Origin of the sequence: Lysinibacillus sp. NPDC093692 (genome assembly GCF_050280125.1) — a bacterium.
GTDB lineage: Bacteria > Bacillota > Bacilli > Bacillales_A > Planococcaceae > Lysinibacillus.
In genome coordinates, this window is sequence record NZ_JBNNUW010000001.1 from 198885 (window position 1) to 224953 (window position 26069).

Sequence of the window (26069 nt, forward strand, 5' to 3'; positions counted from 1 at the left end):
TTGTAGTATACACCTTGTTAAACGATATTGACATATAAAAACAGCTGTTTTTTTTCAATAATTTCGTCAAAAAAACACTATGAAAAACTACATGTCGAATGATGGGAAAACATCATATAAAACTATTGTATAGTATAATAGAAAAAACTTCCTGTATTTCTATCAAGTTATTATAAAAAATTACTTTTGATACGCTTAATAGTGTAAATAATGGCTTGAAATCACATGAATTTCACCGATACAAAAGTAATGAATCGAAAAATGAAAGGGTGGTTCGATTGAATCGAAAATTGACGGCGGGAGTTATAACGAGTCTATTACTGGCACCAACAGCTATAGCGAATGCGCAAGAAAATAATGATGCACAGTCTCGCGTATTAACGCAAACAGAGCAAGTTGCCAACGTTAACGGAGTAGCTGCCGCAACGACAAAAGAACAAATAATTGCACAATTTGCAAAGCTTTCCGAGAAATCGACAGCGGATGAAATGGTTATTGCGAAGGGTGATGTAGAAAATCTAAGTACGACAGATTTTAATAACGATGAGATTGCATTTATTCAAGCGAAGTATGAATATGTTGTCGGGCAACGCCAACAATTAGAGAAATTACAGGAAATAGGAAAGAACATTAATGCATTAACATATACAAGTAAGTCATTTATAAAGGATGTTGCAGCTGTTGAAGGTACCTATGAAACATTTTTAAGTTCCTATCTAAGTGTTCAAAGTAAATTCGAAACAGCTTTCAAATTAGCAAATTCAAATGGAGCTAGCAGTATTGCTTCGACTATTCGCGGCACATCCTTACAATATGGCTATACTGATGCAGAACGCGATACTTATTTTAAAACAAAGGGCGCAGATATTGCGAAGTTGACTAATTTAAAAGGAGATGCAACTGCTGTACTACCAGCCACTAAAGCACTAGAGGATTTAGTAGAGTTATTAAAGAACGACCCAAATAACTATACAGCCATTTCTGCAGAGCTAGAAAAAGTTACGACAGCTTATAATCCACTAACAGCGAATCAAAAGAAAGTGGTCGTAGCCCATAATCCAAACAACGATTCTGTAACACCTTATAAAAAGTATACGGATGCCTTATCAAATCTGTCTTCGGCTAATAAAGCAGTGCTAAGCGTGGAAAAATTAATCGACGGCTTAGACCCTAAATCTTCTACTTTCGAAAGCAAAACACTTGCTGCCCAAGCTGCCTATGACAAGCTTGGAGAGAGTGAAAAGGCATTAGTGAAAAATAGCGATAAATTAAAGTTGTTTTTCCAATATGCTGATTTATCGAAACAAGTAAATGCACTAAACTCATCTATGAAGGATTACAAAGCACAACTAGAGGCATTACGAACTAAAGTAACTGCGTTAGATGTTGGGAATAGTAGCGATGCAGCAGCGTTAAATGAAATTAAAAACAAGCTTGAGACTAAATTGTCGCAACTTGCAAATGAAGAACTAGCAGTAGCAGCTGTTATTAGTCAAATTGATAATTTAAGTAAGTCTAATAATTTAGTAGTTGATATGCTAAAAGCACGCTCCGACTATAATGCACTTCCATCAGCATCTAAAAAACTTGTGACAAACATTAAAATCCTAACAGATTTAGAGAAATCACATAAGGCAGTCGTCAATGTTATTGATCAATTTGAAAAGTTAGAAAAGTTAGATCCAACATCTAAAAGTTATATTTCAAAGGCGAAATCTGCTTATACAGCTTACGCAAAGTTGGACGAGACAAAACAAGGGTATGTAAGAAATCATAATAATTTAAGTGATAAGGTTGCTGTAATAGAAGTGATTGTGCAAATAAACGCCTTAAATCCATCTCAAAAGACATATAAAGACAATGTAGCGAAAGCAAATAGCGCGTTTAATAATTTGGCTGAAGCCCTTAAATCGCAGGTAGTCAATAGTGGTGAATTAACAAAAGCACAGGGCTATATCGATACAGCCAAGGCATTTGATGATCGTGTTTTAGCATTAGCGAATGAAAATCCTGATACTTTTGTCGCGAAGGTAGCTGCATTATCTGCAGAGTACAAAACAATGGATAAAAATGCGAAGAAACTAGTAGAGCAGGCAAAAGCTTTAACTACTTACGAAAAAAATAATAAGGCTGTTATTAAGGTTATTCAAATGATCGATGCCTTAAATCCAACAAGTAAGGATTACACGAAAAAAGTACTCGCTGCGCGTAAGGCTTATAATGCACTAGATACAGTATCACAAAAACGTGTGACGAACTATGCGAATCTAACTGCAGTTGAAGATGTGGCTTCATTGATTGGCCTCATTGCAACATTAAAGCCATCAAGCAAGACATTTTACCAAGATATGAAAACAGCACGAGAGATGTACGATGCACTACCTAAAGAGAAGCAACAAGTAATCATTAATTATGATGCACTTGTAGCAGCAGAAAATGAGTATGGAGTAGCACAAAAAGTTGTCGAGCTTATTGATTTAACGAAACAACAAGATGGCGACTATTTAACGAAGCTCCTGGATGCACGTGTAGCGTATGATCAGCTAACTTCGAATCAAAAGAAATTAGTCACTAATATTAAAGAATTAACAGCACGTGAAAAAGAGGTAAAACCTATTTTAAATGTGATGCTGCAAATTAATAATTTGGATCCGGAATCCAATAATTTTGTCAGCAAGGTCAATTCTGCGCGTAAGGCGTATGATAATTTAAATAAAGATCAGAAAAAATATATTAATAATATCGATATTCTACAAAACTATGAGCCTGTATCTCAGGTGATTGAATTAATTAATAAACTGAAATCTTCAAGTAGTACATATCTTGAGGATACAGTTCGGGCACGTGCGCTTTATGACGCGCTAGCGGCAGATAAGAAGCAATATGTAACAAACTATTATTTATTACAAGCAGCAGAAACTAGTATTTTAGGTGCTGGTAATGTTATGCAGATGATTAATGATTTGCCGTCTGTAGATCCGAAGCAATATGTGAAACGTATTCAGGAAATTCGTTCAGCTTATAACGCTTTACCAAAGGATCAACAAAGAGCCGTACAAAATTACAAAGTGTTACAAGATCAAGAGAAGCTTTTAAAGCCTGTTATTAGTGTTGTCGAGGATATCGATCGACTACTTACAGCCAAAGACATGAATAGTCAATATCAAAAAATCTTAAAAGCCTATGATAAGCTAAATGCCGAGCAAAGACGTTACGTCTATAATGATGATCTATTATTATCATTAGATAACGTAATAAAAGTATATAAGAACATTGCTAATTTAAATCCAAAGGACAAGTTTTACTTTGGTATGGTGGAAGCAGTACGAAAAGAGTACGATAGCTTAAATACGACAGATAAGCAAAGGATTACGAATTATTCGATCTTGTTAGAAGCGGAGAAAAGTATGGCCGATGTAAAGAAAGTCGTTGAATTAATAGCTAGCCTTTCACCAACCTCTTCAACGTATTTAGAAGATGTAGCGAATGCAGTTGCAGCCTATAAAGCGTTAGACTCGAAATTAAGAGCGCAAGTCATCAATGAGGACGTATTAAAGAAAGCTGAAAAGGATGTAGAGGCTGTTCAAAAAGTAGTTCAAGCCATCTCTGTTATTGATCCAGACAACACGTCATTTGAGAAAAAGGTGTTAGCTGCTCAAAAACTATATAACTCACTTTCACTGGAGCAGCAGGATTTAGTATATAACTACCGCATTCTAGAAGAATATTTAAAAATGATCGAATAGAAATAACAAGAAGGAGTTTTCCCAATGCATATTTTGGGGAGACTCCTTCTATACTATAGAAAACAATTTAAAAAGCTATGAAATTTCCAAAAAAAGTGAAACCTTATCAATCAAGAAATCGTATGTAATAGGGAGTTTTATTTCCGTGTTTGAGGGGTATAATTTAAAATAATTTAAATATAGGAGGTAGCCATGTTTAAAAGGGTGATAAGTATATTGGTACTTTCAATTGTTTTACAAGCTACAACTATTGGAAATTTATCTGGGATTAGTAAGGCGGACGCAGCATCCAACATAGCTGTTGATGTGTCTAGTTCATACTGGGCAGGCTCGTCGATTCAACATATGCTGTCGAAGCAATATATGACTACATATACTGACAATACATTTAAGCCGGAGCAAGCTATTACGAGGGCAGAGGCTGCATCTGCAATTGCTCGGTCTATTCAAACAAACACAGATACTTCGATTTCACTACACTTTAAAGATGTTCCTGCTACACATCCGTATTACAAGGAAATTCAAAAACTTGTAGGCTTAGGGGTTTTACAAAATAGTGATGCCTTTCATCCAAATGAGCCTTTAAAGCGTTCGGAAGTTGCAAAAATGCTAGCACTAGCCTATCAGTTTAAAGTGGATGGTAAAAATAAAAGCAAATTTGATGATGTTTCTCCAACACACTGGGCAAAAAACTATATTGAATCACTAACAGACATAGGAATTATTGGCGGAATAGATGCTAAGCATTTTGCACCCAACAAGTTAGTGACACGGGCTCAAACAGCAGTTTTTGTTGAACGTAGCATAAATTTTCAGCAAAAAGTAAAGAAGCTTGAAGTGGCTTATGATTATTTAGCAAAGGATTATATACCAACAATAAATCTTTCGACAGCTTGGTCAAAAGAGGTCATTCGGTTAATCAATGTGGAACGGGAAGAGAACCAACTAGCACCTGTTGTCTATGATTCAGAACTGACACAAATCGCAATTATAAAAGCCCAGGACATGGTTAAGCGCAATTATTTTGAACATATTTCTCCTTATTATGGTGCTCCTTGGGATTTAGCGACATTATTTGATTATTCTTACACGAGCTTTGGCGAGAATATTGCAAGGTATTTCATATCGCCCGAAACCGTTGTAAAAGGATGGATGACTTCTCCTGACCATCGAGATAATATTATGAAGGAGCATTATACAAATACAGGTGTTGCGGTTACACAGGACCGCCAAGGAAATTATTATTGGGTTCAACTATTTTCGAGTAAATAAATGGTTATGTAACAAAGAGTTGCTAATGTTACATTTATGTTACGAGTGTTATAAATAACCAATAAAATTTTTCCATTTTTAACGCTGATGATGCCAAAAAACGTTGGTATATCAGCGTTTTTGTTTATTCCGGAAATCGTTACACAATTGAAAAATTAAAATACCTCCTTTTATGATAGTCTATGTATAGGCAAAAAAGTTTAGAGGGGGTATAACAAAAGTATGAAGAAAAAATGGTTATTACCGATTTTTGCATCTTTCATGTTATTTACTACAACTCATATAGATTCAGCTGAAGCAGCGACTAAAACTGAAGTCACTGATACAGCTTCTAAATATTTAGGCATTCCATATAAATACGGTGGGACAACTACAAGCGGTTTTGATTGCTCTGGCTTTACTTCTCAAGTATTTGCAGATTTAGGCATCATATTAAACCGCACATCAGGCGCTCAATATCAACAAGGGACAGCAGTTGCTAAAAGTGATCTTCAAGTTGGAGATTTACTATTTTTCAATACAAGTGGCAAAGGTGTCTCACATGTATCTATATACATAGGTGACGGTAAAATGATCCACTCTCAAACTAACCAAGGTGTTAGTTATTCGAACGTAAATGATCCATATTATTGGGGTTCTCGCTACATTGGCGCTAAACGAGTTGCTACATTTGACGAAGAACAACAAGCTGAAGTAAAGAAAGTAGCAATTGATTTTACAGTATATGCTTCACGTGCGGAAGCTGCTTCACAAATTGCGAAAGCTTTAAACTTAGATACATCTGACAAAAATAGTGGTTTTGTCGATATAAAACCAACATATGAGCATGCAGGTGCTATTGCAGCTGTTGCAAAATTAGGTATTTTTGAAGGTGATGCAAGTGGTAAATTCAATCCATCTTCACCAATTACTCGCGCACAAATTGCGAAAGTATTAGTTATAGCGTTCGGACTTGAGAATGCTGGTCAAGAAGTAACATTTAGTGATGTACCACAAGATAGCTGGGCTAATCAATATGTTTCTATTCTTGCATCGAACGGTGTTACTAATGGAGATGGCAATGGCAGCTTTGGTATGGATGAATTACTAAAAATTAAAGAGCTAAAAATGTTTATTGAAAGATTACAATCTAGATAATATTTTCATTGATGCATTGATTGCAAGAAAAGATCTTTTAAATAGCTTATAATTAGAGGAGAGTTTGCAATTGCAGACTCTTCTATTTTTATGATAATTTCACTGAAAAGGAAGTGATTGGAAAAAACAAACGTGAAAAGTGCTGTCGGATGATGATTTATTTAGTTAATTTTGTTAAAATGAATACGTTAAGAGAACAGGAAGGGAGGAAATAAGACATTGAATCTTAAAAAAAGTAGTCTTATTTTGTTGTGCGTCTTATTCATTTCAGCTTCTATGTTTACTATACATAGTGATAGTGTAATGGCAGATACAACTACAAATGTAACATTTGCAGATATCTCCAAAAATCACGAAGCTTATGAAGAAATCAATTATTTAGTGAGCTTGGGTGTTATCCAAGGATATTTTGTAAATGGGAAAAGAGTCTTTGGTCCAAATGATTCTGTAACACGTGAACAAGTGGCAAAAATGGTTGTTGTTGCCTCTGGTAATAAACCATTAGTCGTAAACAAATCAAGTTTCTCGGATGTAACAGTAGGTACTGAAATGTCAGGTTATATCGAAAGAGCTGTGCAATTAGGGTTCTTTTCAACGAATACACAAGGCAAGTTCTTACCAAAAAAGGCTATCACTCGTGATGAAATGAGCCATGTATTAACAAAGGCATTTAACTTAGACACAAGTGAATATGAAAACTTAGATTCACCATTTGCTGACGTAAGTATTACACACCCTTACGTTAAGTATGTAAATACAATTTACTATAATGGTATTACAAATGGTAGTGGTAAAAATTATTTACCAAATAATACTGTTACACGTGCACACTTTTCATTATTTGTAGCACGTGCAAAAAATGAGAAATTCCGTTTAGAGCTACCTGTAAAAGGATCATCTGTACCTGATACAAAAGAAGTTATTGGTCTAGTTAAAGTGACGACAGATGGTCTAAATATCCGCAAAACAGCGGATAGTTCATCAAATACTAACATTGTTGGTACAGTTAATAAAGGCGGCAAACTATCAGTTTATGAAGTTCAGGGCAAATGGCTAAAGGTATCATATAAAGGTGCATATGCTTATCTTTATAAAGATTATGCACAATTTTTAGATGCAGATGGCAATGAGTTAGGGGCTGTCCAAAAAGAAGTGACATCTAATGGGGCTATTAACTTATATGTCAAACCAACTTCTTCAGCAAAAATCATTCAACCTATTAAAGCGAATGTAAAATTACCAGTTTACAAAACTGCTGGCGGTTATCATTTAACGCAAGTAAATGGTTTACCAGGTTACATTGTAGCGAACAGCACAACAGAAACGGGTAAAGACGAACAACCTGATCCAACACCGCCTCCAACACCACCTACAGCTTCAGGTGATGTATTAGGACGAGCAACTGTTGGAAACCTAAATGTCCGTAGTGAAGCAAATGCAACTTCTACAGTGCTATTTAAGCTTAACAAGGGCGACTCTGTTAAAGTTAACGGAATTAATGGTTATTGGGCAAGCATCGAATACAATGGTAAAGCAGGGTATGTCCATAAATCGTATATAAAATTATTAAATCAAAATGGCAAACCGTTGCAAAATCGTATTATTATCCTAGATCCAGGTCATGGTGGTAAGGATCCAGGAACAGTACTAGGTTCATTCTCTGAAAAGAACATTACATTAAAAGTGAGCACACTAGTTAAGCAAAAGCTTGAGAATGCTGGTGCAAAAGTGTACATGACTCGTACTGCTGATACGTATCCAACTTTACAAGATCGAGTAAACTTTACAAGTGCAAACTTTGGTGAGATTTTCGTGAGTGTGCATGTAAACTCTGCTTCCAGTACATCAGCATCAGGTACTGAAACATATTATGCTGCTTCAGCTGGAGATATGTATCAGGAGGATATTGAGTTAGGCACTTTTGTAAATAATCAAATTGTCAACAATTTAAATATGAAGAATCGTGGCGTTAAGCAATATCCATACTATGTCATTAATAATATGAGCATCCCATCCATTTTAGTGGAACTTGGCTTCTTAACAAATGACGGGGATCGCCAAAAAATGACAACTGATGAATACGTAAATAAATTTGCAGATTCTATCTATAACGGAATTGAGCAATACTACAAAAAGCAATAATTGATCAACATAGAAACTGTCCCAAAGTGATTAACTCACTTTTGGGGCAGTTTTTTATTGTTAAGGAAAGGTAGGGCGTGATATGAAAGTAGTCTTTATCCCTGGCATAGTTGATATATGATAGATATATTTTATCCACTGATTATTTTTATGTTTGCATGTAGGTTTTTATGTATAGATAAATATATTTTGTTTGGGGCTAAGAAGGGGGCTGTTTTCAAAGGCTCAAGTAGGTTAGGGAAGTGTTCGGCTAGTGTCAGATAGGAGAAAGAAGTTATAGGCTCAGACAGCTTGTCATAGAATCGGAAAGGTGCTTGTTGGGACATGAGATGTATCAAACTACCCGAGCATATACCAAGTTGTTCGATCATGCTCGTAAGGAAAAGTATGATGATTGGATGGAAAATAACCTTTTATATGAAGAGGGAGACTTGTTTAAAGGAGGGTGTTTTCTCAAAGATTGTCGCTGTTAAAACTAAAAAGACAGATTTAATCTACGAAACGGTAGTGACCCCTTAAAGTTAGAGTTTTCATGAATCGAAAATTTAACTAAACTTCCGTTAGTTGAATAGGAAAAGAATACTTATTCCATAATCGCGCCCTTTTGATGAACAACGTTATTGAAGTAAAGCGCCGTTAGTTTAATCTTCGCTTTTTATTCTTTTCAAAGCTTGTTCAATGGTTTCATACTTAATGTTATCGTATTCCCATTTCAAAACAGGAAATGTATTTTTTCGAAGCCTGAGGAATAAGTTTGATTATATCGTCTCGGAGAGGATGTTGTACGTGTTTTCTTATCATTCGGGGGAAAATCAAATTCCAAATTCTGATTACCAGTTTGTGCCGCAGGGACAATATTGTAATCCTTATTCCAAAGCAGGCTGGTTGTGGGAGTATTATCCCATAGAATTGGAAGGAAGTTTTAGGCATTCTCAACGGCTCACTTTTGTCCTCGTGCATGGTTCCTGGGCTGATGTTCACTTTTGGGATGGCGTAGCTACGGTACTGCGTAGTCAAGGGAACATAGTTTACACTCCAGAATACGCAGGCCATGGAACTGATCCAAATAAAAATGTCACTCATGCAATGATTACAAAATCAGTCGTTGATTATATTAGACACCTGAACTTGTACGATTTTATTCTCGTTGGGCACAGCTTTGGTGGAACAGTCATCCAAAAAGTTGCTGAACAGATACCTGATCGTATTAAACGTTTGGTCTTCTGGGATGCGTTTGTATTAAAAGACGGAGAATCGCTTGTTGATGAGTTACCGCCTCAAACGAGAAAAGGTTTTGAACAGCTTAGAGCCATGTCCAATGACGACACAATCATGCTTCCGTTTGATTTGTTTCGAGCTTTGTTCGTAAATACTGCCACCACCGAGGATGCTAAACTTTTTTATAAAAGTGTAGCTCCGGAGCCGGCTAAACCGCTTTTTGAGAAACTGGATCTTAAAGCGTTCTATGCGCTACAAACCCCAAAAAGCTACGTATACTTCTACCAAGATAATGTATTGCCTCAAGGGGAAGGCTACGGTTGGAATCCTCATATGTCAATACGACTGGGTCTGTTCCGCCTGATACTTGGCGATGGGGACCACTTTACAGATACACGCACAAGACCGGCTTATTTGGCACAGAAGCTTTACGAAGCAAGTCGGGATTGATTCACTCAAGCGTAAATATGCTTGAGTCTTTTTTTGCCAAGGAATATGCTATTCTGCCTCGTTAGCTCAATTAACTTAATGCAATAAAATGGCCCGATTATTGAACACAAGTTAAACAACGCTATTCAACTAACCTGCTCAGTTTAGTTGAATAACAGTAAACCGCTAAATCTGTTTAAAAAGCATCTGATGAAAAGTTAACTCTTTCAAATCTCTAAATGCATCTTCTGGGAGATAATTTAAATATGTATAATATCTATTTCTTAGGCAATCGTAAAAAGAAAAAAAGCAGCTAGTTTATCTTTGAATAGATTAGCTACTTTTATATTTAACCTACAAACTTTGAGGCAAGAAATTATAAAAAGGGTCACTGAGTTGGAAGTGACCCTAGGTGACAAATGAGGGAGGATGTGACGGTCAACCAACGCCACAGCCTAGTAAGTGCGTTTAATACACTCAACATTAATTTGTGCAAATAGATGTTACCTATACATTAAAAAAATAGCAGCACCGTCAAATGAATAAAATGTGTATGAAGGCTAAATTATGTATTAGCGGGATAGCGTAGTGCAATAGCAAATTGGGGCGATGCAATGCAACAGATTGCTATCCCAAAACTAATATATGTAATGGTATTTAAAATATTTATAACACTATAAAAATGTGAGAAAAGGATTAAAAAGAGAAAAAGAAATGGCTGAATAGTAATTAGGGTGTGATCGTAATAGAGAGACTGAAAAGCTTGTTTGCTAAACATGACTATAACTATGTTGAAATTATAGTTTTGTATAGTTGATGGACCCGGAAATTAAAATAAAAAAGCCGCATAAAATCGCCGTGTTCATACGGTAACGGCTAACTAACCAAAACGATGTCCTGTGGCATTACCGAAAGGAGAGACATCGTGACGGCCCTCATACAGGCCTAAGCACAATGCCGATTCAGGATGAAATTATATCGAGACATAATTGATAGAATCATTCAATTTGCCATTGGTTTTGGTAAAGGTATCGAAAAAGGCTGTCCCGAAAATATTCGGAGACAGCCTCTAATTGCTACTTCACGGTATTAATGATTTTAACATACTCTTTATTGATGTAGGCTGGTTGTGGGTGGGGTTTATCAGAAAGTACCTCATACCAACCATTAACATTCGTATCGGTAACAATAACGGGCATACCGCTTTTATTAAATGTGAAAAGTGGACTTTGACTTGTTGATGCATCTGGACGAACATTCAGACCTGCTGTTGTCGTACGGGCAATTTTGTATGGATTCTTTGCATCTTTAAAGCCTAAAGCTTTTTCAGTACGGTAGTAGTGTCCAGCAATTTTAGCACCCCAAAATGGATCAGATGCATACTTCACGTTAAAACCGACTTCCTTAGAGCCAACCACTGCACCATTCGTGTAAGGACCACCTGGTGTAATGTAATTCGGCTGCAAGAACTTTTCAACAAGCTCATTAATATTGTCAGCAACACTATCAAACTTTTTATTTAGTGGATTCGTGTCATATACATATAAACCAAATAAGTTGTTGAGATTTTGAGCATGGTCACTCATACCATATGCACTCTCATGCTGGGCAAGCGATAAAATAAGCATGGCATTAATGTTAGAATTTGCTTCTACCTCTTTTAATACTTTCCCTAAACCGATTAACTTACTTTTCTTTGTCGCATTTTTATAAAGACTAGCCCCTGAACTTTCAATCTCAGCTAACTTTTGCATAATGTAATTATCTAGTTCTGCTGCAGTATATTGAGTTTGGGCACGTGCAGGTAAAAATTGATAGTAATTATAAGCTTCACCTTTTGAAGAGCCACTAGCATTTGTGAAATTAATGCCATTCCAGCTAAAGTACTTTTCGCCCTGCTTCATGAAGTCGGGAGCTTTTCCATACACATAGCTAGAAGAATATTTATTTGATTTATAATCATATAAAGTATGTTTAATTTCACCATTCTCGTTTGAATAGTAAGAACGACCCTTACTTAAAGCAGATGGGATTAATGTAACATCGGCATGTTTTAAATACCCAACCTGACCTGCTAAACTAACTTTTACTTGTGTCGCATCACTGCCTAAATACTGCATTTCTGTATTAGCAGCAACAGCGATTTGATCTTTAATTGTTTCAGATTTAAGGGCTACATAATTATTGGTTACAACATACCCAGATGACATTTTCATAATTTTATCATTTAGCGTAATGACAAGTGTATTTTTTGACAAAGCTTTTTCAGCAGCATCGAAACTCGAAAAGGCTTCATTTCCTACAAGATTGCCATTTGAAATTTCTTTTACGATGAACTTAGTAGAGTTACCATTACCAGTTTCACCATTGTTGTTACCGTTATTGCCGTTATTATTGTTGTTGTTACCGTTGTTGTTGTTATTGCCGTTATTATTAGTATTACCACCATTATTTTCAACATCGTCCGCTAGAAGTATTAAGCGAAGTACAAATGTTGAGGCCTCGCCAATTGTGGCATTATCTTTTGGTAAAAACATTCCTTTGGAGCTACCTTTTATAAGCCCTAAATCTGCTCCGATAGCAATGTCTTGGCGGAAGTCTTTAAAAATAGCTGCATTATCCATAAAAGTAGTGGATGGCGTACCTTTTGGGATTTTTAAATAATCAACAGCTCTAATTAGCATGACTGCCATATGCTCTCTTGAAATACGGGCATTTGGTTTAAACGAACCATCTGTATAACCTGTGATAATCCCAGCAGTAGCAGCAAGCTTAATATCCGTTGCAAATAAATATGTATCTGGGACATCTGTGAAACTAATATTATCTTTTTTCTCAAGGTTTAAAGCCTTTGCTATGTAAGTAGCAAATTCACCGCGCGTGACAGTGTCGTTTGGACGATAGCTTCCATTTGCATCTTGCAGTAATGCATCTTTGGAAATTAAATAGCGTAAACCACTTTCATGCATATGTCCTGAGAGCTCATCAGCATATGCCATGTTTGGTTGCCAAATAAGCAAGCTAACAAGTGCCATTAACACCACCGTTAACATTGATAGTTTTTTCATATTTATAACCCTCCTAAGCTTCTATTATTTTACCAAAGTTGGAGAATTAAGATAAGGGTCAAATGTTAGAAATAACATAAAATATGCCAACCTAAATTTACCAACGTTATACTTTTGAGCTATGTTAACTTCCTTCAGCAAATTGTTTTTCGTACCGTAGCGAAACTACAGGTACAGATTCTTAAGCTATTTTCCAGCGGATGTCCAAATATCTGCTGAAAGAAGTTAAGCCTCCGGCGGATGTCACGGAATCAGAAAGGAGTTCTTTGTGCGGGCACAAAGCAGATTCCGGACGCAATTATGCCGAGGCATAATTGATTGAAATAGTTGGATAGACAGTAAGGTGAAGGACATTTGCGTATTGAGGATTGGTAAAGTATTTGATGAGTAAGACGTTAGCGTGTATATCTTCAGCTAATAATTTTAATGCAAGAATAGAAAAAAACCTCCCACCGACATTAAGTAATGAAACTACTTAAATGGTGAGAGGTATTTTTTATTTTTTCATTATTATACGCTGATAAAAACCTTGCTGCGCTTTGTTAGCATTTTGTGTTTTTGGATGGACAAGGATCATATATTCTCGCCCAGCAGATAAAGGTTTTGATGGGGTTACGATTAATGAACGACCCTCTACTTTTGCTGTCATAGGCACTTCATTACCACCTAAAGCAATTAGCTGAACCTTATCCTCAGCCATTTGTGAAGAAAGTGCAGAAGGAACTTTCACTGTTAAACTTTTAGGATCCGCAACATTTTTTAAGCTTGCCAGCTCTTTATATTTTGTATATTGAGCTTTTATAGCATCATAATGTGCCTGAAAAATAGGGGCAGTCTTTGTTTGAATGTCTGGTTTTACACCGACCTCATTAATTGTTTTCCCTAAAGGACCTGTAAAATTACCGATCGTAAGCTTTAAATAGCTACCATCCTGCAGTTCAAAAAAGCCCTGCATACAGCCTTTTCCGTACGTAGTTTCTCCATATAAGATAGCAGCTTGCTGATCTTGTAATGTTGCTGCTAACATTTCAGAGGCGCTAGCACTATAGCGGTTTACAAGAATACGTGTATCAGCAGGTAATTTTTCGTCTTGATAGACTGCACGCACTTTATAATTGGCATGCGCTTCTTCCAGTAAAAAGGCGATTTTTGCTTTTGGGAAAAACCCTGTAATCTCCTGAGCCGTTGTTACATAGCCTCCACCGTTGTTTTGCAAATCCAAGATAAAAGAAGTTGCACCACGCTGTTTTAACTGAATTAGTGCTTTCTTTACAAGCTCTGCACCGTCTTCAGAGAAGGATGACATAGAAATGTATCCAACATTCCCAAATAGTAATGCAGATTCTACATTCGGTAATGTGAATTTTTTTCGTGTAATCGTTGTCGTAGTAGTTGTACCATTTGCATGTTGGAGTGTCACGCCTAATTTAGTATTTTCATCACCAGTTAATAGGGCAGAGACTTCTTGCGTGGAGCTTCCTACAACGGATTGTCCGTTAATGGCAGTAATAATGTCTCCAGCAACGACACCTGCATCTGATGCACCGCTACCCTCAAACACTTGTAAAATATGAATGCCATCTTCATGTTCTTCGAGAATCACACCAACCCCAATTGTTGATAGATCGATGCTATTGATAAATTCCTCGAATTCCTTTTTCGTAAAATATGTAGAATAAGGATCTAGCATTTCAATGATTTCAGGAATCGTTTTAGCCTTTTGCAAATTTCCGTGGATAGTTCCCACATAATTTTCCGTAATAATTTCCTTGATTTCCTTTACAAGCTGTTGTTCATTGCTTGCAGCAGAAGCATTTGTTAACGGAAAGATGAAAAAGCTTAAAACGAATACAAATGACCACAATATTCTTTTCATAGGACACCTCTTTTCTAATATATAGTATACATGATTTTCCATATAACTGTAATAGGGCTTATCACCAAAGTTGTAGGTGACATTTTTCCTTCTTCACGCAATGGACGGGATTTCCTACAAAAAAAGAATCTGCTAGCTTTTTGCGAAAAAGTAAAGGATGCAAGATTCTTAGACAGTCGTTGTCTAAAGTCTTATTCGCAAAAAAAGCAAGCAGATTCTAGTTATCTTATAGATGAAGATATTTTATTTTTTTGTTAGCTTATGAATAATAAAGCCGAGAAGCGCACCGACTATTGCAGGTACAAGCCATGCCAGACTTTGTTCATATAATGGTAAAGTTTTCAAAATGTTCACATACGGTGTAATAGTAATCTCCATTTGCTTAAAACCATCATTCAGACTAACGAAGAATGTAGGAATTAATGCTAAAATGTAAACGATTTTTCCACCTTTAAAGAAGTTATCGAAAAGTGACAGAACCATTAACACCATCGCTAGCGGATAGATAATTAATAATACAGGTAGTGATGCACTAATAATTGTTTCAAGACCAACGTTTGTAATTGCTGCACTGAATATTGTGAAAATTACTAAAAACGTTTTATACGAAACACTAGGAAATAGTTTATTGAAAAATTGAGCATTGGCAGTCAATAAACCTACAGCAGTAGATATACACGCTAGTAAAATTGTGGCAGATAATATAATAGTCCCAAGTGTACCAAAAAGAGCTTCAGCTGACTTCGCTATAATAGTACCACCATTATCAAAAGCGCCTATTGCATTAATACTAGTGTTACCAATTTGTCCAAGTGCGATATAGACAAATGATAAGCCAATAGCGGCAACAATTCCAGCGAAAATTGTCGTTTTGACTTGCTTCTTAGTATCTGACATACCCATGTCGCGTAATGCTTGCAAAATAACGATTCCGAATACTAATGCACTAAGTACATCCATTGTTAAATAGCCTTGAACAAAGCCTTCAGTCAATGGTGACGAAGTGTATTTTCCTATAGCTGCCCCTGGTTCACCCATTGGGGAAATAAAGCTTTTAATAGCTAGTAATAGAATAACACCTAATAGAACAGGCGTTAAAATTTTCCCAACGCGATCAACAAGCTTTGAAGGGTTAATTGCTAAGACTAGTATTAAGGCGAAAAATATAACAGAAGTAATCAAAAGTGGTGCCCAATGATCTGCTGCTCCCTCTGGAAGAAATGGGACAATCCCGATTTCGTAGGAAACAGAACCCGTACGCGGCACTGCAAAAAATGGACCAATTGCTAAATAAACAATTGATGTAAAAATAATACCAAAGGTAGCACCAACACGGTTTGCTAGTATTTGTAGATCGCCACCCGCCTTCGCAATCGCAACGATGGCTAATAGTGGTAACCCAACACCTGTTATTAAGAAACCAATCATTGCTGACGTTATATGCTCACCAGCTTGTTGACCTAATAATGGGGGGAAGATAATATTTCCGGCGCCTAAAAACAAGGCAAATAATAGTAAACCTACTGCTAAATTCTCTTTGATGAAAAGCAAAATGTTTTTCATAAAAATTAAAACTCCTTTAAATTTGAAAAGATTAAACTTTCTAAAAATTTTAAATACAGAAGTGTATGTTATCATACGAATACTATTCTTGCAATCAATAATCTCTTATTATCTGTCAGAATATGTCGGATTCATTAAGATTCATAAATTGTTTGAAAAATAGTCAGTTTTTCCGATTTCTGATTACTAAAATATCTAGTATGATAGACACACAAGGAAATATTTTAGCACGAATGGAGGCAAATTGGTATGAAAAAAACAAAAAAATTAAGAATCCTTGCTTTAACTACTATTGCTACTTCTTTTTTAGCATTACAGACCGCAGAAGCAGCTACTTATACCGTACAAAAAGGAGATACTTTATCTAAAATCGCTACAAACCATAAAGTTACAGTACAAGACATAAAAACATGGAACAATTTAAAGAATGATATGATTTATGTCGCACAAAAGCTTGAAGTTTCAAAACAAACGACTAACGAAACGGTAAAACCTTCAAATCCATCAACAACAACACCATCAAAACCTACAACTACTTCCCATACAGTAGTTAAAGGCGATTCCTTATCCAAAATCGCTAATCAATATAATTTATCAGTAAAGGAAATCAAAGACTGGAATGGGCTTGCGACAGACACGATCTACATTGGACAAGTGTTAAAATTATCTGCGGGAGCTTCAGTACCTGGGAATGAAACAGTACATAATAACGGATCTTCAGGTGCAGGAACATCAAAAGATCCTACTGCAAATGGACAAGCTATCAATAAGAAAACAGTAGAAGTAGCTAATTCATTAGTAGGGACACCATATCTCTACGGTGGCAACACACCTGATGGTCTAGATTGCAGTGGCCTTATTTACTATGCCTTTAATCAAGGTGGATTAAAAATAGGCAGACACAGTAGCGAAGGCTATTTCGGTAATTCAACACAAGTTAATAATCCGGTATCAGGCGATTTAGTATTCTTCGAAAATACGTATAAACAGGGTATCTCTCACATGGGTATTTATATAGGCAACAATAAATTTATCCATGCAGGGGCAGACGGTGTTGAAGTCTCAGACGTTACATACTCTTACTGGTCTACAAGATTAGTAGCTTATAAACGTTTCGACGCTATAAAATAAAAATAAAGCGATTTTTTGCATATACAGCAGAAATCGCTTTTTTTTATGAGCGGAAGGAAGGGGAATACCCGCGGGAGGAAGGGGAATACCCGCGGGAGGAAGGGGAATACCCGCGGGAGGAAGGGGAATACCCGCGGGAGGAAGGGGAATACCCGCGGAAGGAAGGGGAATACCCGCGGAAGGAAGGGGGATACCCGCAGAAGGAAGGGGAATACCCGCGGAAGGGAGGTGAATACCAGCGGAAGAGAAGCAAATACCCGCGGAAGGAAGACGAATACCCGCGAAACGAGCGAACACCCACGCGAAGCAGAAACACCTGCACAAGGCAGATCAAAAAAATCCCTTCTTTTTTAAAAAAAGAAGGGATTTCGATAGTTTATTGTGTTACGCGTGCTGTCCAACGAGATAGGTCGGCGTCTTTTGCGTCAACAAGTTCTGCAGGGAAGACGAATGTCCAAGGTTTCGTTGAGTTTGGTTGTACAGTTAATACTGGATCCATGTTGAATGAACCGTTAGCAATTTGTTTACCTGTAGCATCTACAATTTCTAGTGGTAATTGTTCTAGATTAATAGCTTTATTGTGTCCGTTTCGGATGAAAATCGATACATTTAGGTTGCCGTTGTCAGCTAGTTTTGCTTGTAGGCCGGTGAAGTTTACTTCAGTTTCACCTAGTTTTGGTAAAGTCTCGACGATTTTTGCTAGCTCTTCTTTTTGAGCTGCTGGTAGTTGTTTTTCCCATGATGGGTCAAGTTCTAATTGGTGGCCGCGAAGGGACACGAGGTTGAAGGCAATTTTCCAGCCATCTTCAGGGATTTCGTCTACTTTAATTGCAGATTTATCGAATTCAAATACCCATGGGCGAGCGCTTTCTGCTGGAATTGTGCCAAGTGTTTTGAAATCGAATTTTTTAGATGCTACTAGCTCGTCATTTTTATCCATGATGAAAAGCTCGATTTCTCCCAGCTCGATTGCTTGTGGTAAAGATGAGCGGAAAAATGCGCGAACATGCCATTTACGTTTGTTTTCTTCAATACTAATAGAAGAAAGAGATAATTGATTTGGTTTTAATGGTTCAAGTTCGTTTGCTAGGAAGTTGAAAATGTATTTTTGCTCCTGTGGTACATCCCAATCTGGATGGAATGAAAGCTTTGTTTCAACATCGCGATTATCGCCTGTATTTGTAGAAGCTTTTCCTAGTAAGTCTTTTGAGTCAATTGTGTTTTCTTGAACGATTTTGTCTGATTTTTTAAAGAATGAGAATAAGCCCATTATTGTACCTCCTGTTGTGCGTCAATTTTTTTCATGAAGCCGGTAATTTCTATAATAATCGAACGACGTAATTCTTGGAAATTTTTACCGAACAACTCAAGTCCCTCGCGTTGGTAAATTCGCATTGGATCTTCTTGCTGGTAATGACGTAAGCCAATACCTTCTTTTAAATGAGCCATTACTTCCAAGTGTTTCACCCAGCCACTATCGATGAAACTAAGCATGATTTGTGGCAGAACTTCTAGTACTTGTTCATTTTCAGCGAATTTCTCTATATGATTGAGCAGTTCTTGTTCAGAAGGTTTAATGTCTTCTAAAATTTGTTTTACTCTGCCCACTTCTCGGTTAATTGTGACAGGTGTAATGAATAGTGAGTTAAGAGAACTCTCCATTTGATCATAATTCCATTCAACAGAATTTACTTCTTCTGGTGCAGCGTCAAGAACAGCAAATTCAACCGTTTCACGAAGCATTTTTTTAAGCTCGCCCATCAAGTCATTTTCAGTTAAGATTTTGTTACGTAGACCATAAATAACTGTACGTTGGTCATTGATAACATCATCTAATTTTAGGTTGTATTCACGCATACCGTATTGGGAACCTTCAACAATTCGTTGTGTACGGTCAATGAGTTCTTGAGCATCTTTATTTTGAATAATACCTTGATCGTTGACAACCATTTTTGCAGAGAATTTTTCAACTTCTTCTTTTGCGTAGCGACGGAACATATCATCTTCAATAGAGAGAATGAAGCGACTTTCACCTACGTCGCCTTGACGACCTGAACGACCACGAAGCTGATTATCTACACGACGGCTTTCATGCTTTTCGGTACCGATAACATATAGACCTCCAAGTGCATGAACTTCTTCGCCTAACACAATATCTGTACCACGGCCAGCCATATTGGTAGCTACTGTAACACGCCCTTTTTGACCTGCTTGAGAAATCAGCTCAACTTCTTGCTCAACTGTTTTAGCGTTTAGCAATTGGAATTTTAAGCCTACTTTTTTCAGGCTATCGGCAACTGTTTCAGATTGCAGTATAGACGTTGTTCCGATTAAGACGGGTTGTCCTTTTTCGTGACGACGTTTCGCTTCAGCGGCTACATACTTATATTTATCTTCTTGCTTGTTGAAAATAACATCAGGCTGATCGACACGTTGACGTGGACGATTGGTTGGAATTTGAATAACTTCCATGCCGTACACTTCTCGAATTTCTTTTTCCTGTGTTTTCGCAGTACCTGTCATCCCTGAAAGCTTCGGATACATACGGAAATAGTTCTGAATTGTAATTTGTGCCTGTGCTTTATTTTCATCGGTAATCGTTACATTTTCTTTTGCTTCAATCGCTTGATGTAAGCCATTAGATAGTGAACGACCTTCTAAAATACGACCTGTGAACATATCAACAAGCTCGATTTTGTCATCCTTTACGATGTAATCAACATCACGTTCAAACATGACATGAGCACGAACGGCTTGGATAACATAATGGAAAAGTGATTGGTGCTCTAAGTCGTACAGATTATCTATATTGAATGCAGCCTCAACTTTTTCAATACCTTTATCTGTTAGGGAAGTAGCTTTTGTTTCATCATCAAAATCATAATCTTCATCTACTTTGAAACGTTTTGCTAACATAGATGAGATGCGATGCAATTCATCGTTAGATGGCATTTTACCAGCGATAATCAGTGGTGTTTTTGCCTCATCGATTAGTACACTATCTACTTCATCAATAATGGCGAAGTGATAAGGACGCTGTACTTTATCAGCTAAGCTGTATGCCATATTATCACGCAAGTAATCGAAACCGAATTCAGTTCCAACTCCATATGTAATATCTGCATTGTAGGCTTCCTTTTTCTCGTCTGCTTCCATCATTGGTAAATTCAAACCAACTGTTAAACCAAGGAAACGGTGAATCTGTCCAACTAGTTCAAAGTCACGTTTCGCTAAGTAATCATTGACGGTAATAACATGAACACCTTTGCCTTCTAATGCACGTACATAAGAGGGAAGGGAAGCAACTAGCGTTTTACCTTCACCTGTAGGCATTTCAGAGATATTGCCTTCAGTTAAAACAAGACCACCAATAAGCTGTACATCAAAATGACGCATTCCTAATACACGTTTTGAGGCTTCGCGTACAACCGCAAATGCATCTGGGATGATGGATACAATAGGCTCACCTTGTTGTAAGCGATCTTTGAAAATAAAAGTCATTTCTCTTAATTCTGCATCTGACTTATTAACATATTTTTCTTCGAGACTATTAATTTGTTCTACTATTTTATAGTAGCGTTTTAATTGACGAGCACTCGTTTGCTCTTTATTACTTTTGAAAATTGAGAACATGAAATATACGCTCCTTTAATGTTGTCTAACTGCTAGACACTACATTATTCTATCAAATTTTACGTATGGTGACTACATTTGGCATACAGCATTCTTCCAATCTGCAAAAGATGGAAAATATTTGTGAAATGGTGGAAAATAAATAGAAAAAGTATATTTCGGCGCCGGTTCGTGCTATAATCAATTTGGATTTAATGTAGATTATTTTTTGAGGAGGAGAGACATGCTCTACGTGTCTATAATAGCAGCATTTGTTGCTTCAATATTGTTAACTCCACTAGTTAAACGATTAGCGTTCAAAATAGGTGCTGTCGACGCACCAAACTACCGAAAAGTACATGCACGAATTATGCCAAGACTCGGGGGATTGGCGATCTTCCTTTCTTTTTTAATAGCTGTGGCTATATTTCAGCCGATTTTGATAATCAATGAAAATGGTAGTAACTTTTTACTGGCAATTATTATTGGTGCTTGCATTATCGTAGCAACAGGTGTCGTAGATGATATGCGTGAAATTTCCGCAAAGGCCAAATTAGTTGGCCAGCTTATTGCGGCACTTATCGTTATCTTTGTAGGTGGCATTCAAATTGATATGATTACCCTACCATTTGTAGGTGAATTAAACTTTGGATTGCTAAGTATTCCTTTAACAATTATTTGGATTGTTGGTATTACCAATGCCATTAATTTAATCGATGGCTTAGATGGTCTAGCGGCAGGCGTTTCAACGATCGCCCTTATAACTTTAGCTGTCATGGCAATTATTATGAACAATATGTTCGTATTAGCAATCGCAGCCATTTTAGCAGCAGCAACATTCGGATTTTTATTTTACAATTTCCACCCAGCGAAAATCTTCATGGGAGATACAGGAGCCTTATTCCTTGGCTTCATGATATCGGTCCTCGCATTGCTTGGATTTAAAAATGTTACAGTCGTTTCATTAATTATCCCAGTTATCATCCTAGGTGTGCCGATTTCTGATACATTCTTTGCGATTGTTCGTCGTGTACGCATGAAGAAAAAATGGTCTGATCCTGATAAATCACATTTACATCACCGTTTACTAGATATGGGCTTTACACATCGACAAACAGTGCTCATTATTTATGGGATTGCAATAATGTTTGGTTTAGCAGCAGTTATTTTCTCTATGGCAAAAGTATGGGGTGCAATTTTACTCGTAGCAGTTATTTTAACAGCAATTGAAATATTGGTTGAAGTCATTGGACTCGCGGGTAAAAACTATAAACCATTATTGAATTTTGTACGGATATTTAATAAATAATAAAGTGAAAGCAATCATACATTTTGTGTGATTGCTTTTTTTGTCGACTCTATTTGCACGATTTTTGGTGAATACCCGCGAAAGGGAAGCGGATCCTGGGGCGAGGAAGAGATGCTCGCGGAAGAGAAATAAATCCTTGGATGAGGAAGAGATACCCGCGGAAGAGAGGCGAATACCCGCGGTAGAGGAGTGAATACCCGCGGGAGGAAGGTGAATACCCGCGGAAAGGAAGGTGAATACCCGAGGAAGAGAGGTGAATACCCGAGGAAGAGAGGTGAATACCCGAGGAAGAGAGGTGAATACCCGAGGAAGAGAGGTGAATACCCGCGGAAGAGAAGCGGATCCCCGCGAAAGCAATACTCCATAGGATTCCATAAAAAAAGCCTTCCCACGAAATGAAAGTGGAAAGGCTATAAGTTAAGCTAGTTATTTACTGAAGATTCTTCACTTGAATCGCTGTCAGTATCGTTATTTGTGAGGCTTGTTGAATTTTCATCTAAGCCAAGGTGGTTTTGCAAAGTTTCTTTTACTTCATTAACTGACGCTGGATCTAATTGATAATAATATACACCAGTAGACATATCATCAGTGCCTTCTAAATTTAAAGTGTCAATGCGTGGTACACCTTTTGTTAAATAAGATAAGAAGGATTTCATTTCATCAAATGTCATATCCGTCTTCATGTTATTACCAAGTGCCTTAATGACATCATCGTATTTTGAGATAGAACCAACAGAAGAAACTTTATTGATGATAGCTGATAGAATTTCTTGTTGACGTTTACCACGTTCAATATCGCTATCTTGTTTACGCGTTCTTGCGAGTGCAAGTGCTTCACTACCGTTTAAATGTTGCATACCTGGCTTCAGGTTGATTGTAAATTTGTCGAATTCGTCTAATTCGTGTAAAGCATAAGGTACTTCAGCTTCGATGCCACCTAATGCATCAACTACGTCAATAAAAGCATTGAAGTTCATACGTACATAATAGTCAATTGGAATATCTAATAATCCTTCAACTGTCTTGATTGTTGTCAGTGTACCACCCATAGCGTGTGCATGGGTAATTTTATCTTTATATCCTACTTTAGGAATATAAACGTATGAATCACGAGGAATGCTTAGCATTTTAATCGTATGCGTTTTATTGTTTAATGTCGCTAAAACTAGTGCATCGGAACGTGAATGATCAGAGCCTTGCCCACGATTATCACTATCGTCTACACCGACAAATAAGATAGATACATTATCATTTATCGGCTCTACTTTACTTTCGCGAAGTGCAGAAACGTCGCGGCCTTCTAATTTTTCATGTGCTGAGTCAGCTGCGTGTTCCACTTGTTTAGTAAGGTAAACACCATAAGCAGTAACACAGATTGCCAAACTAGCAACAAGAAGTAAGGAAACTTTTATAAATAAGGAAGCTTTAGAAGACCTCTTTTTGTACTTTTTATTTTTCATTTATATTCTCCTCTAAGTTATGGGGATTATATTACGATTAAACTAAAATTTATGCAAATACATGTAATAAATAGGCAGTTTATAAAATAGCTTAACGTTAAAATTATACTATGCATAAATAGTTTCGGCAATTAAAACTATTTATCTACAATAAATTCAATAAATTGAGCATTCTCAAACGTAATGTTTGCCTGTCCGTTTGTCATTTCTGTTACCCAGTTTCGGAACTGTTCTTCCTCCTCTTTTAACACGGATACAATAATGTCGACGCCTTCCAAATAGCGAATTTCCTCTAAAGTATACGAAGAACTGCGAATTTCATTTTCCACTTTGCCAAGCCATGTGTAATCAACAGAAATTTTCATAAAATGATGAAGCTTGCGTTCGACAACCTGGGCAGCGAGTAAACCTTCTGTTGTCGCTTTTCCGTAAGCACGAATGAGACCGCCACCGCCAAGCTTAATGCCACCAAAGTAGCGTGTGACGACAACGACCGTATCTTTTAATCCTTGTTTTTTTAGGACTTCTAACATAGGGACGCCAGCTGTGCCACTAGGTTCCCCATCATCATTTGCTTTTTGAATATGATCATGCTCACCAATCATATAGGCTGAACAATTGTGTGTCGCGTTATGATGCATTTTTTTTATGCGTTCAATAAAAGAAATTGCATCCTCTTCCGTTTCTGCGCGTTCTATATAAGTAAGAAAGCGAGATTTAGAAATAACAATTTCGCTTTCGCCGTATCCTTTTACTGTTAAATAGTTTTCTCTCATCCGTACCAATCTCCTTTTAGGTAGAGTTCTATTTGACTTCTATTCTATAATTTTCATAAAGAAAAAGCATTAAATTTTAACAGCGGGATGATATAATGGGTGTAGACTATGTAATTGGTCTATTGAAATGGTAAGTAATCATAAGACATTAGACTGGGGAGTATACTATGTTTTCAAATGATACCTTCGATTTAAAGTCGCTTGATGACATATTTAATCGAATGTTAGAAACAATCATGAGCTCAAAGGACGATATCTTTATTATAAGTGAGCAGAGCCGTAGAAGCTTCGAAGATATGCAAAGAGAGCTAGAAATTGTTCGAAAACAAGTTTCAATTGTTATTGATGAAGGCGATGCTTTAGAAAAAAGCACACAGCTTGCCAAGCAAAGACTTGTGTTAGTGAGTAAAGCTTTTGATAATTATACCGAAGAACAAGTTAGAGAAGCGTATGAAACTGCACAGGATTTTCAAGTGAAGCTCTCCGTTATTAGAACACAAGAAAAGCAACTACGTGATAAACGAGATGATTTGGAGAGAAGGTTAAGAGCATTACTCGATACGATTGAACGTGCAGATCATATTGTCAATCAGGTAAATGTCGTTTTGAATTACTTAACTTCAGATTTAAAAAATGTTGGTTTAGCACTTGAACAAGCAAAAATGAAACAAGATTTTGGTATACGTATCATTGCGGCGCAGGAAGAGGAGCGCAAACGTCTATCTAGGGAAATCCATGATGGACCTGCTCAGATGCTCGCAAATGTACTAATGCGCACTGATTTAATAGACAGAACGTATCGTGAAAAGGGCATTGAATATGCTTTGGCAGAAATTGCTGATTTAAAGAAAACGGTGCGTAATGCATTATCAGAGGTGCGACGTATCATCTATGATTTAAGACCAATGGCACTTGATGATTTGGGAATTGTTCCGACATTAAAAAAGTACTTATCAACAGTGACTGAATATAATCCGGGTGTTGAGGTTCATTTCCAATCAAGAAGCACCGAAAAGCGTATACCATCAAACTATGAAGTATCTATTTTCCGCTTAGTGCAGGAATGTGTAACGAATGCCATGAAGCACGGAAAATGTAAGGATATTTGGGTCAAGCTTGAGTGGTTGAAAGATGCCGTAAATATCGTTGTAAAGGACGATGGCATAGGTTTCGATTCCCAGAAAGTTAAAGACCATTCCTTTGGGATTTTAGGTATGAAAGAACGTATTGAAATTTTGGATGGGACAATCTCAATTACAAGTGAGATAAATCGAGGTACGACGGTTGTATTTAAAATACCGTTAGAAGTAGAGTAAAACGATTGTTTGAG

General features: G+C 36.9%; 15 protein-coding genes. 8 read left to right on the forward strand and 7 right to left on the reverse strand.

Annotation, left to right across the window (positions count from 1 at the left end):
- Positions 1–278: 278 nt before the first annotated feature.
- The 5 genes from ACQKN4_RS00885 to ACQKN4_RS00905 all read left to right on the forward strand — a co-directional run bounded on the left by ACQKN4_RS00885 (position 279) and on the right by ACQKN4_RS00905 (position 9965).
- On the forward strand, positions 279–3746 hold the full coding sequence (locus ACQKN4_RS00885; protein WP_427481717.1) for a hypothetical protein: 3468 nt from the start codon (positions 279–281) through the stop codon (positions 3744–3746).
- Between the two features lie 192 nt (positions 3747–3938).
- The gene (locus ACQKN4_RS00890) at positions 3939–5018 is read left to right on the forward strand and encodes an S-layer homology domain-containing protein (protein WP_427481718.1); all 1080 of its coding nucleotides are present in this window, start codon (positions 3939–3941) and stop codon (positions 5016–5018) included.
- A gap of 222 nt (positions 5019–5240) precedes the next feature.
- Positions 5241–6155, forward strand: coding sequence for an NlpC/P60 family protein (locus tag ACQKN4_RS00895; RefSeq protein WP_427481720.1), 915 nt, complete (start codon positions 5241–5243; stop codon positions 6153–6155).
- Between the two features lie 219 nt (positions 6156–6374).
- The gene (locus ACQKN4_RS00900; protein WP_427481721.1) at positions 6375–8297 is read left to right on the forward strand and encodes an N-acetylmuramoyl-L-alanine amidase; all 1923 of its coding nucleotides are present in this window, start codon (positions 6375–6377) and stop codon (positions 8295–8297) included.
- A 777-nt stretch (positions 8298–9074) separates the two neighbouring features.
- A complete protein-coding gene (locus ACQKN4_RS00905; RefSeq protein ID WP_427481723.1) occupies positions 9075–9965 on the forward strand; it encodes an alpha/beta fold hydrolase in 891 nt (296 codons plus the stop codon).
- A gap of 1055 nt (positions 9966–11020) precedes the next feature.
- Here ACQKN4_RS00905 and ACQKN4_RS00910 read toward each other — a convergent pair.
- From ACQKN4_RS00910 to brnQ, 3 genes are all read right to left on the reverse strand, one after another.
- A complete protein-coding gene (locus ACQKN4_RS00910) occupies positions 11021–13012 on the reverse strand; it encodes an S-layer homology domain-containing protein (RefSeq protein WP_427481725.1) in 1992 nt (663 codons plus the stop codon).
- A 496-nt stretch (positions 13013–13508) separates the two neighbouring features.
- Positions 13509–14888, reverse strand: a complete 1380-nt coding sequence (locus tag ACQKN4_RS00915) for a S41 family peptidase (RefSeq protein ID WP_427481727.1) — start codon at positions 14886–14888, stop codon at positions 13509–13511.
- A 243-nt stretch (positions 14889–15131) separates the two neighbouring features.
- Positions 15132–16451, reverse strand: a complete 1320-nt coding sequence (gene brnQ / locus ACQKN4_RS00920; protein ID WP_079559463.1) for a branched-chain amino acid transport system II carrier protein — start codon at positions 16449–16451, stop codon at positions 15132–15134.
- A gap of 249 nt (positions 16452–16700) precedes the next feature.
- On the opposite strand from brnQ, the gene ACQKN4_RS00925 reads away from it, so the two are divergent.
- On the forward strand, positions 16701–17582 hold the full coding sequence (locus ACQKN4_RS00925) for a LysM peptidoglycan-binding domain-containing protein (RefSeq protein WP_427481728.1): 882 nt from the start codon (positions 16701–16703) through the stop codon (positions 17580–17582).
- Between the two features lie 376 nt (positions 17583–17958).
- On the opposite strand, the gene ACQKN4_RS00930 is transcribed toward ACQKN4_RS00925, so the two are convergent.
- Together ACQKN4_RS00930 and secA2 are read right to left on the reverse strand one after the other, a co-directional pair.
- A complete protein-coding gene (locus ACQKN4_RS00930) occupies positions 17959–18852 on the reverse strand; it encodes an accessory Sec system S-layer assembly protein (protein WP_427481730.1) in 894 nt (297 codons plus the stop codon).
- Positions 18852–21215: an accessory Sec system translocase SecA2 gene (gene secA2, locus ACQKN4_RS00935; protein ID WP_427481732.1), complete on the reverse strand. Its 2364-nt coding sequence runs from the start codon at positions 21213–21215 to the stop codon at positions 18852–18854. The genes ACQKN4_RS00930 and secA2 overlap by 1 nt, the downstream gene beginning before the upstream one ends.
- A 223-nt stretch (positions 21216–21438) precedes the next feature.
- Between secA2 and ACQKN4_RS00940 the strand changes: the two genes are divergently transcribed.
- Positions 21439–22503, forward strand: coding sequence for a glycosyltransferase family 4 protein (locus ACQKN4_RS00940; protein WP_079559467.1), 1065 nt, complete (start codon positions 21439–21441; stop codon positions 22501–22503).
- A gap of 422 nt (positions 22504–22925) precedes the next feature.
- On the opposite strand, the gene ACQKN4_RS00945 is transcribed toward ACQKN4_RS00940, so the two are convergent.
- Positions 22926–23963: an LCP family protein gene (locus ACQKN4_RS00945; protein WP_427481734.1), complete on the reverse strand. Its 1038-nt coding sequence runs from the start codon at positions 23961–23963 to the stop codon at positions 22926–22928.
- A 137-nt stretch (positions 23964–24100) separates the two neighbouring features.
- Positions 24101–24739, reverse strand: a complete 639-nt coding sequence (locus tag ACQKN4_RS00950) for a YigZ family protein (protein ID WP_427481735.1) — start codon at positions 24737–24739, stop codon at positions 24101–24103.
- A 167-nt stretch (positions 24740–24906) separates the two neighbouring features.
- Between ACQKN4_RS00950 and ACQKN4_RS00955 the strand changes: the two genes are divergently transcribed.
- A complete protein-coding gene (locus tag ACQKN4_RS00955) occupies positions 24907–26055 on the forward strand; it encodes a sensor histidine kinase (protein WP_079559470.1) in 1149 nt (382 codons plus the stop codon).
- Positions 26056–26069 lie beyond the last annotated feature (14 nt).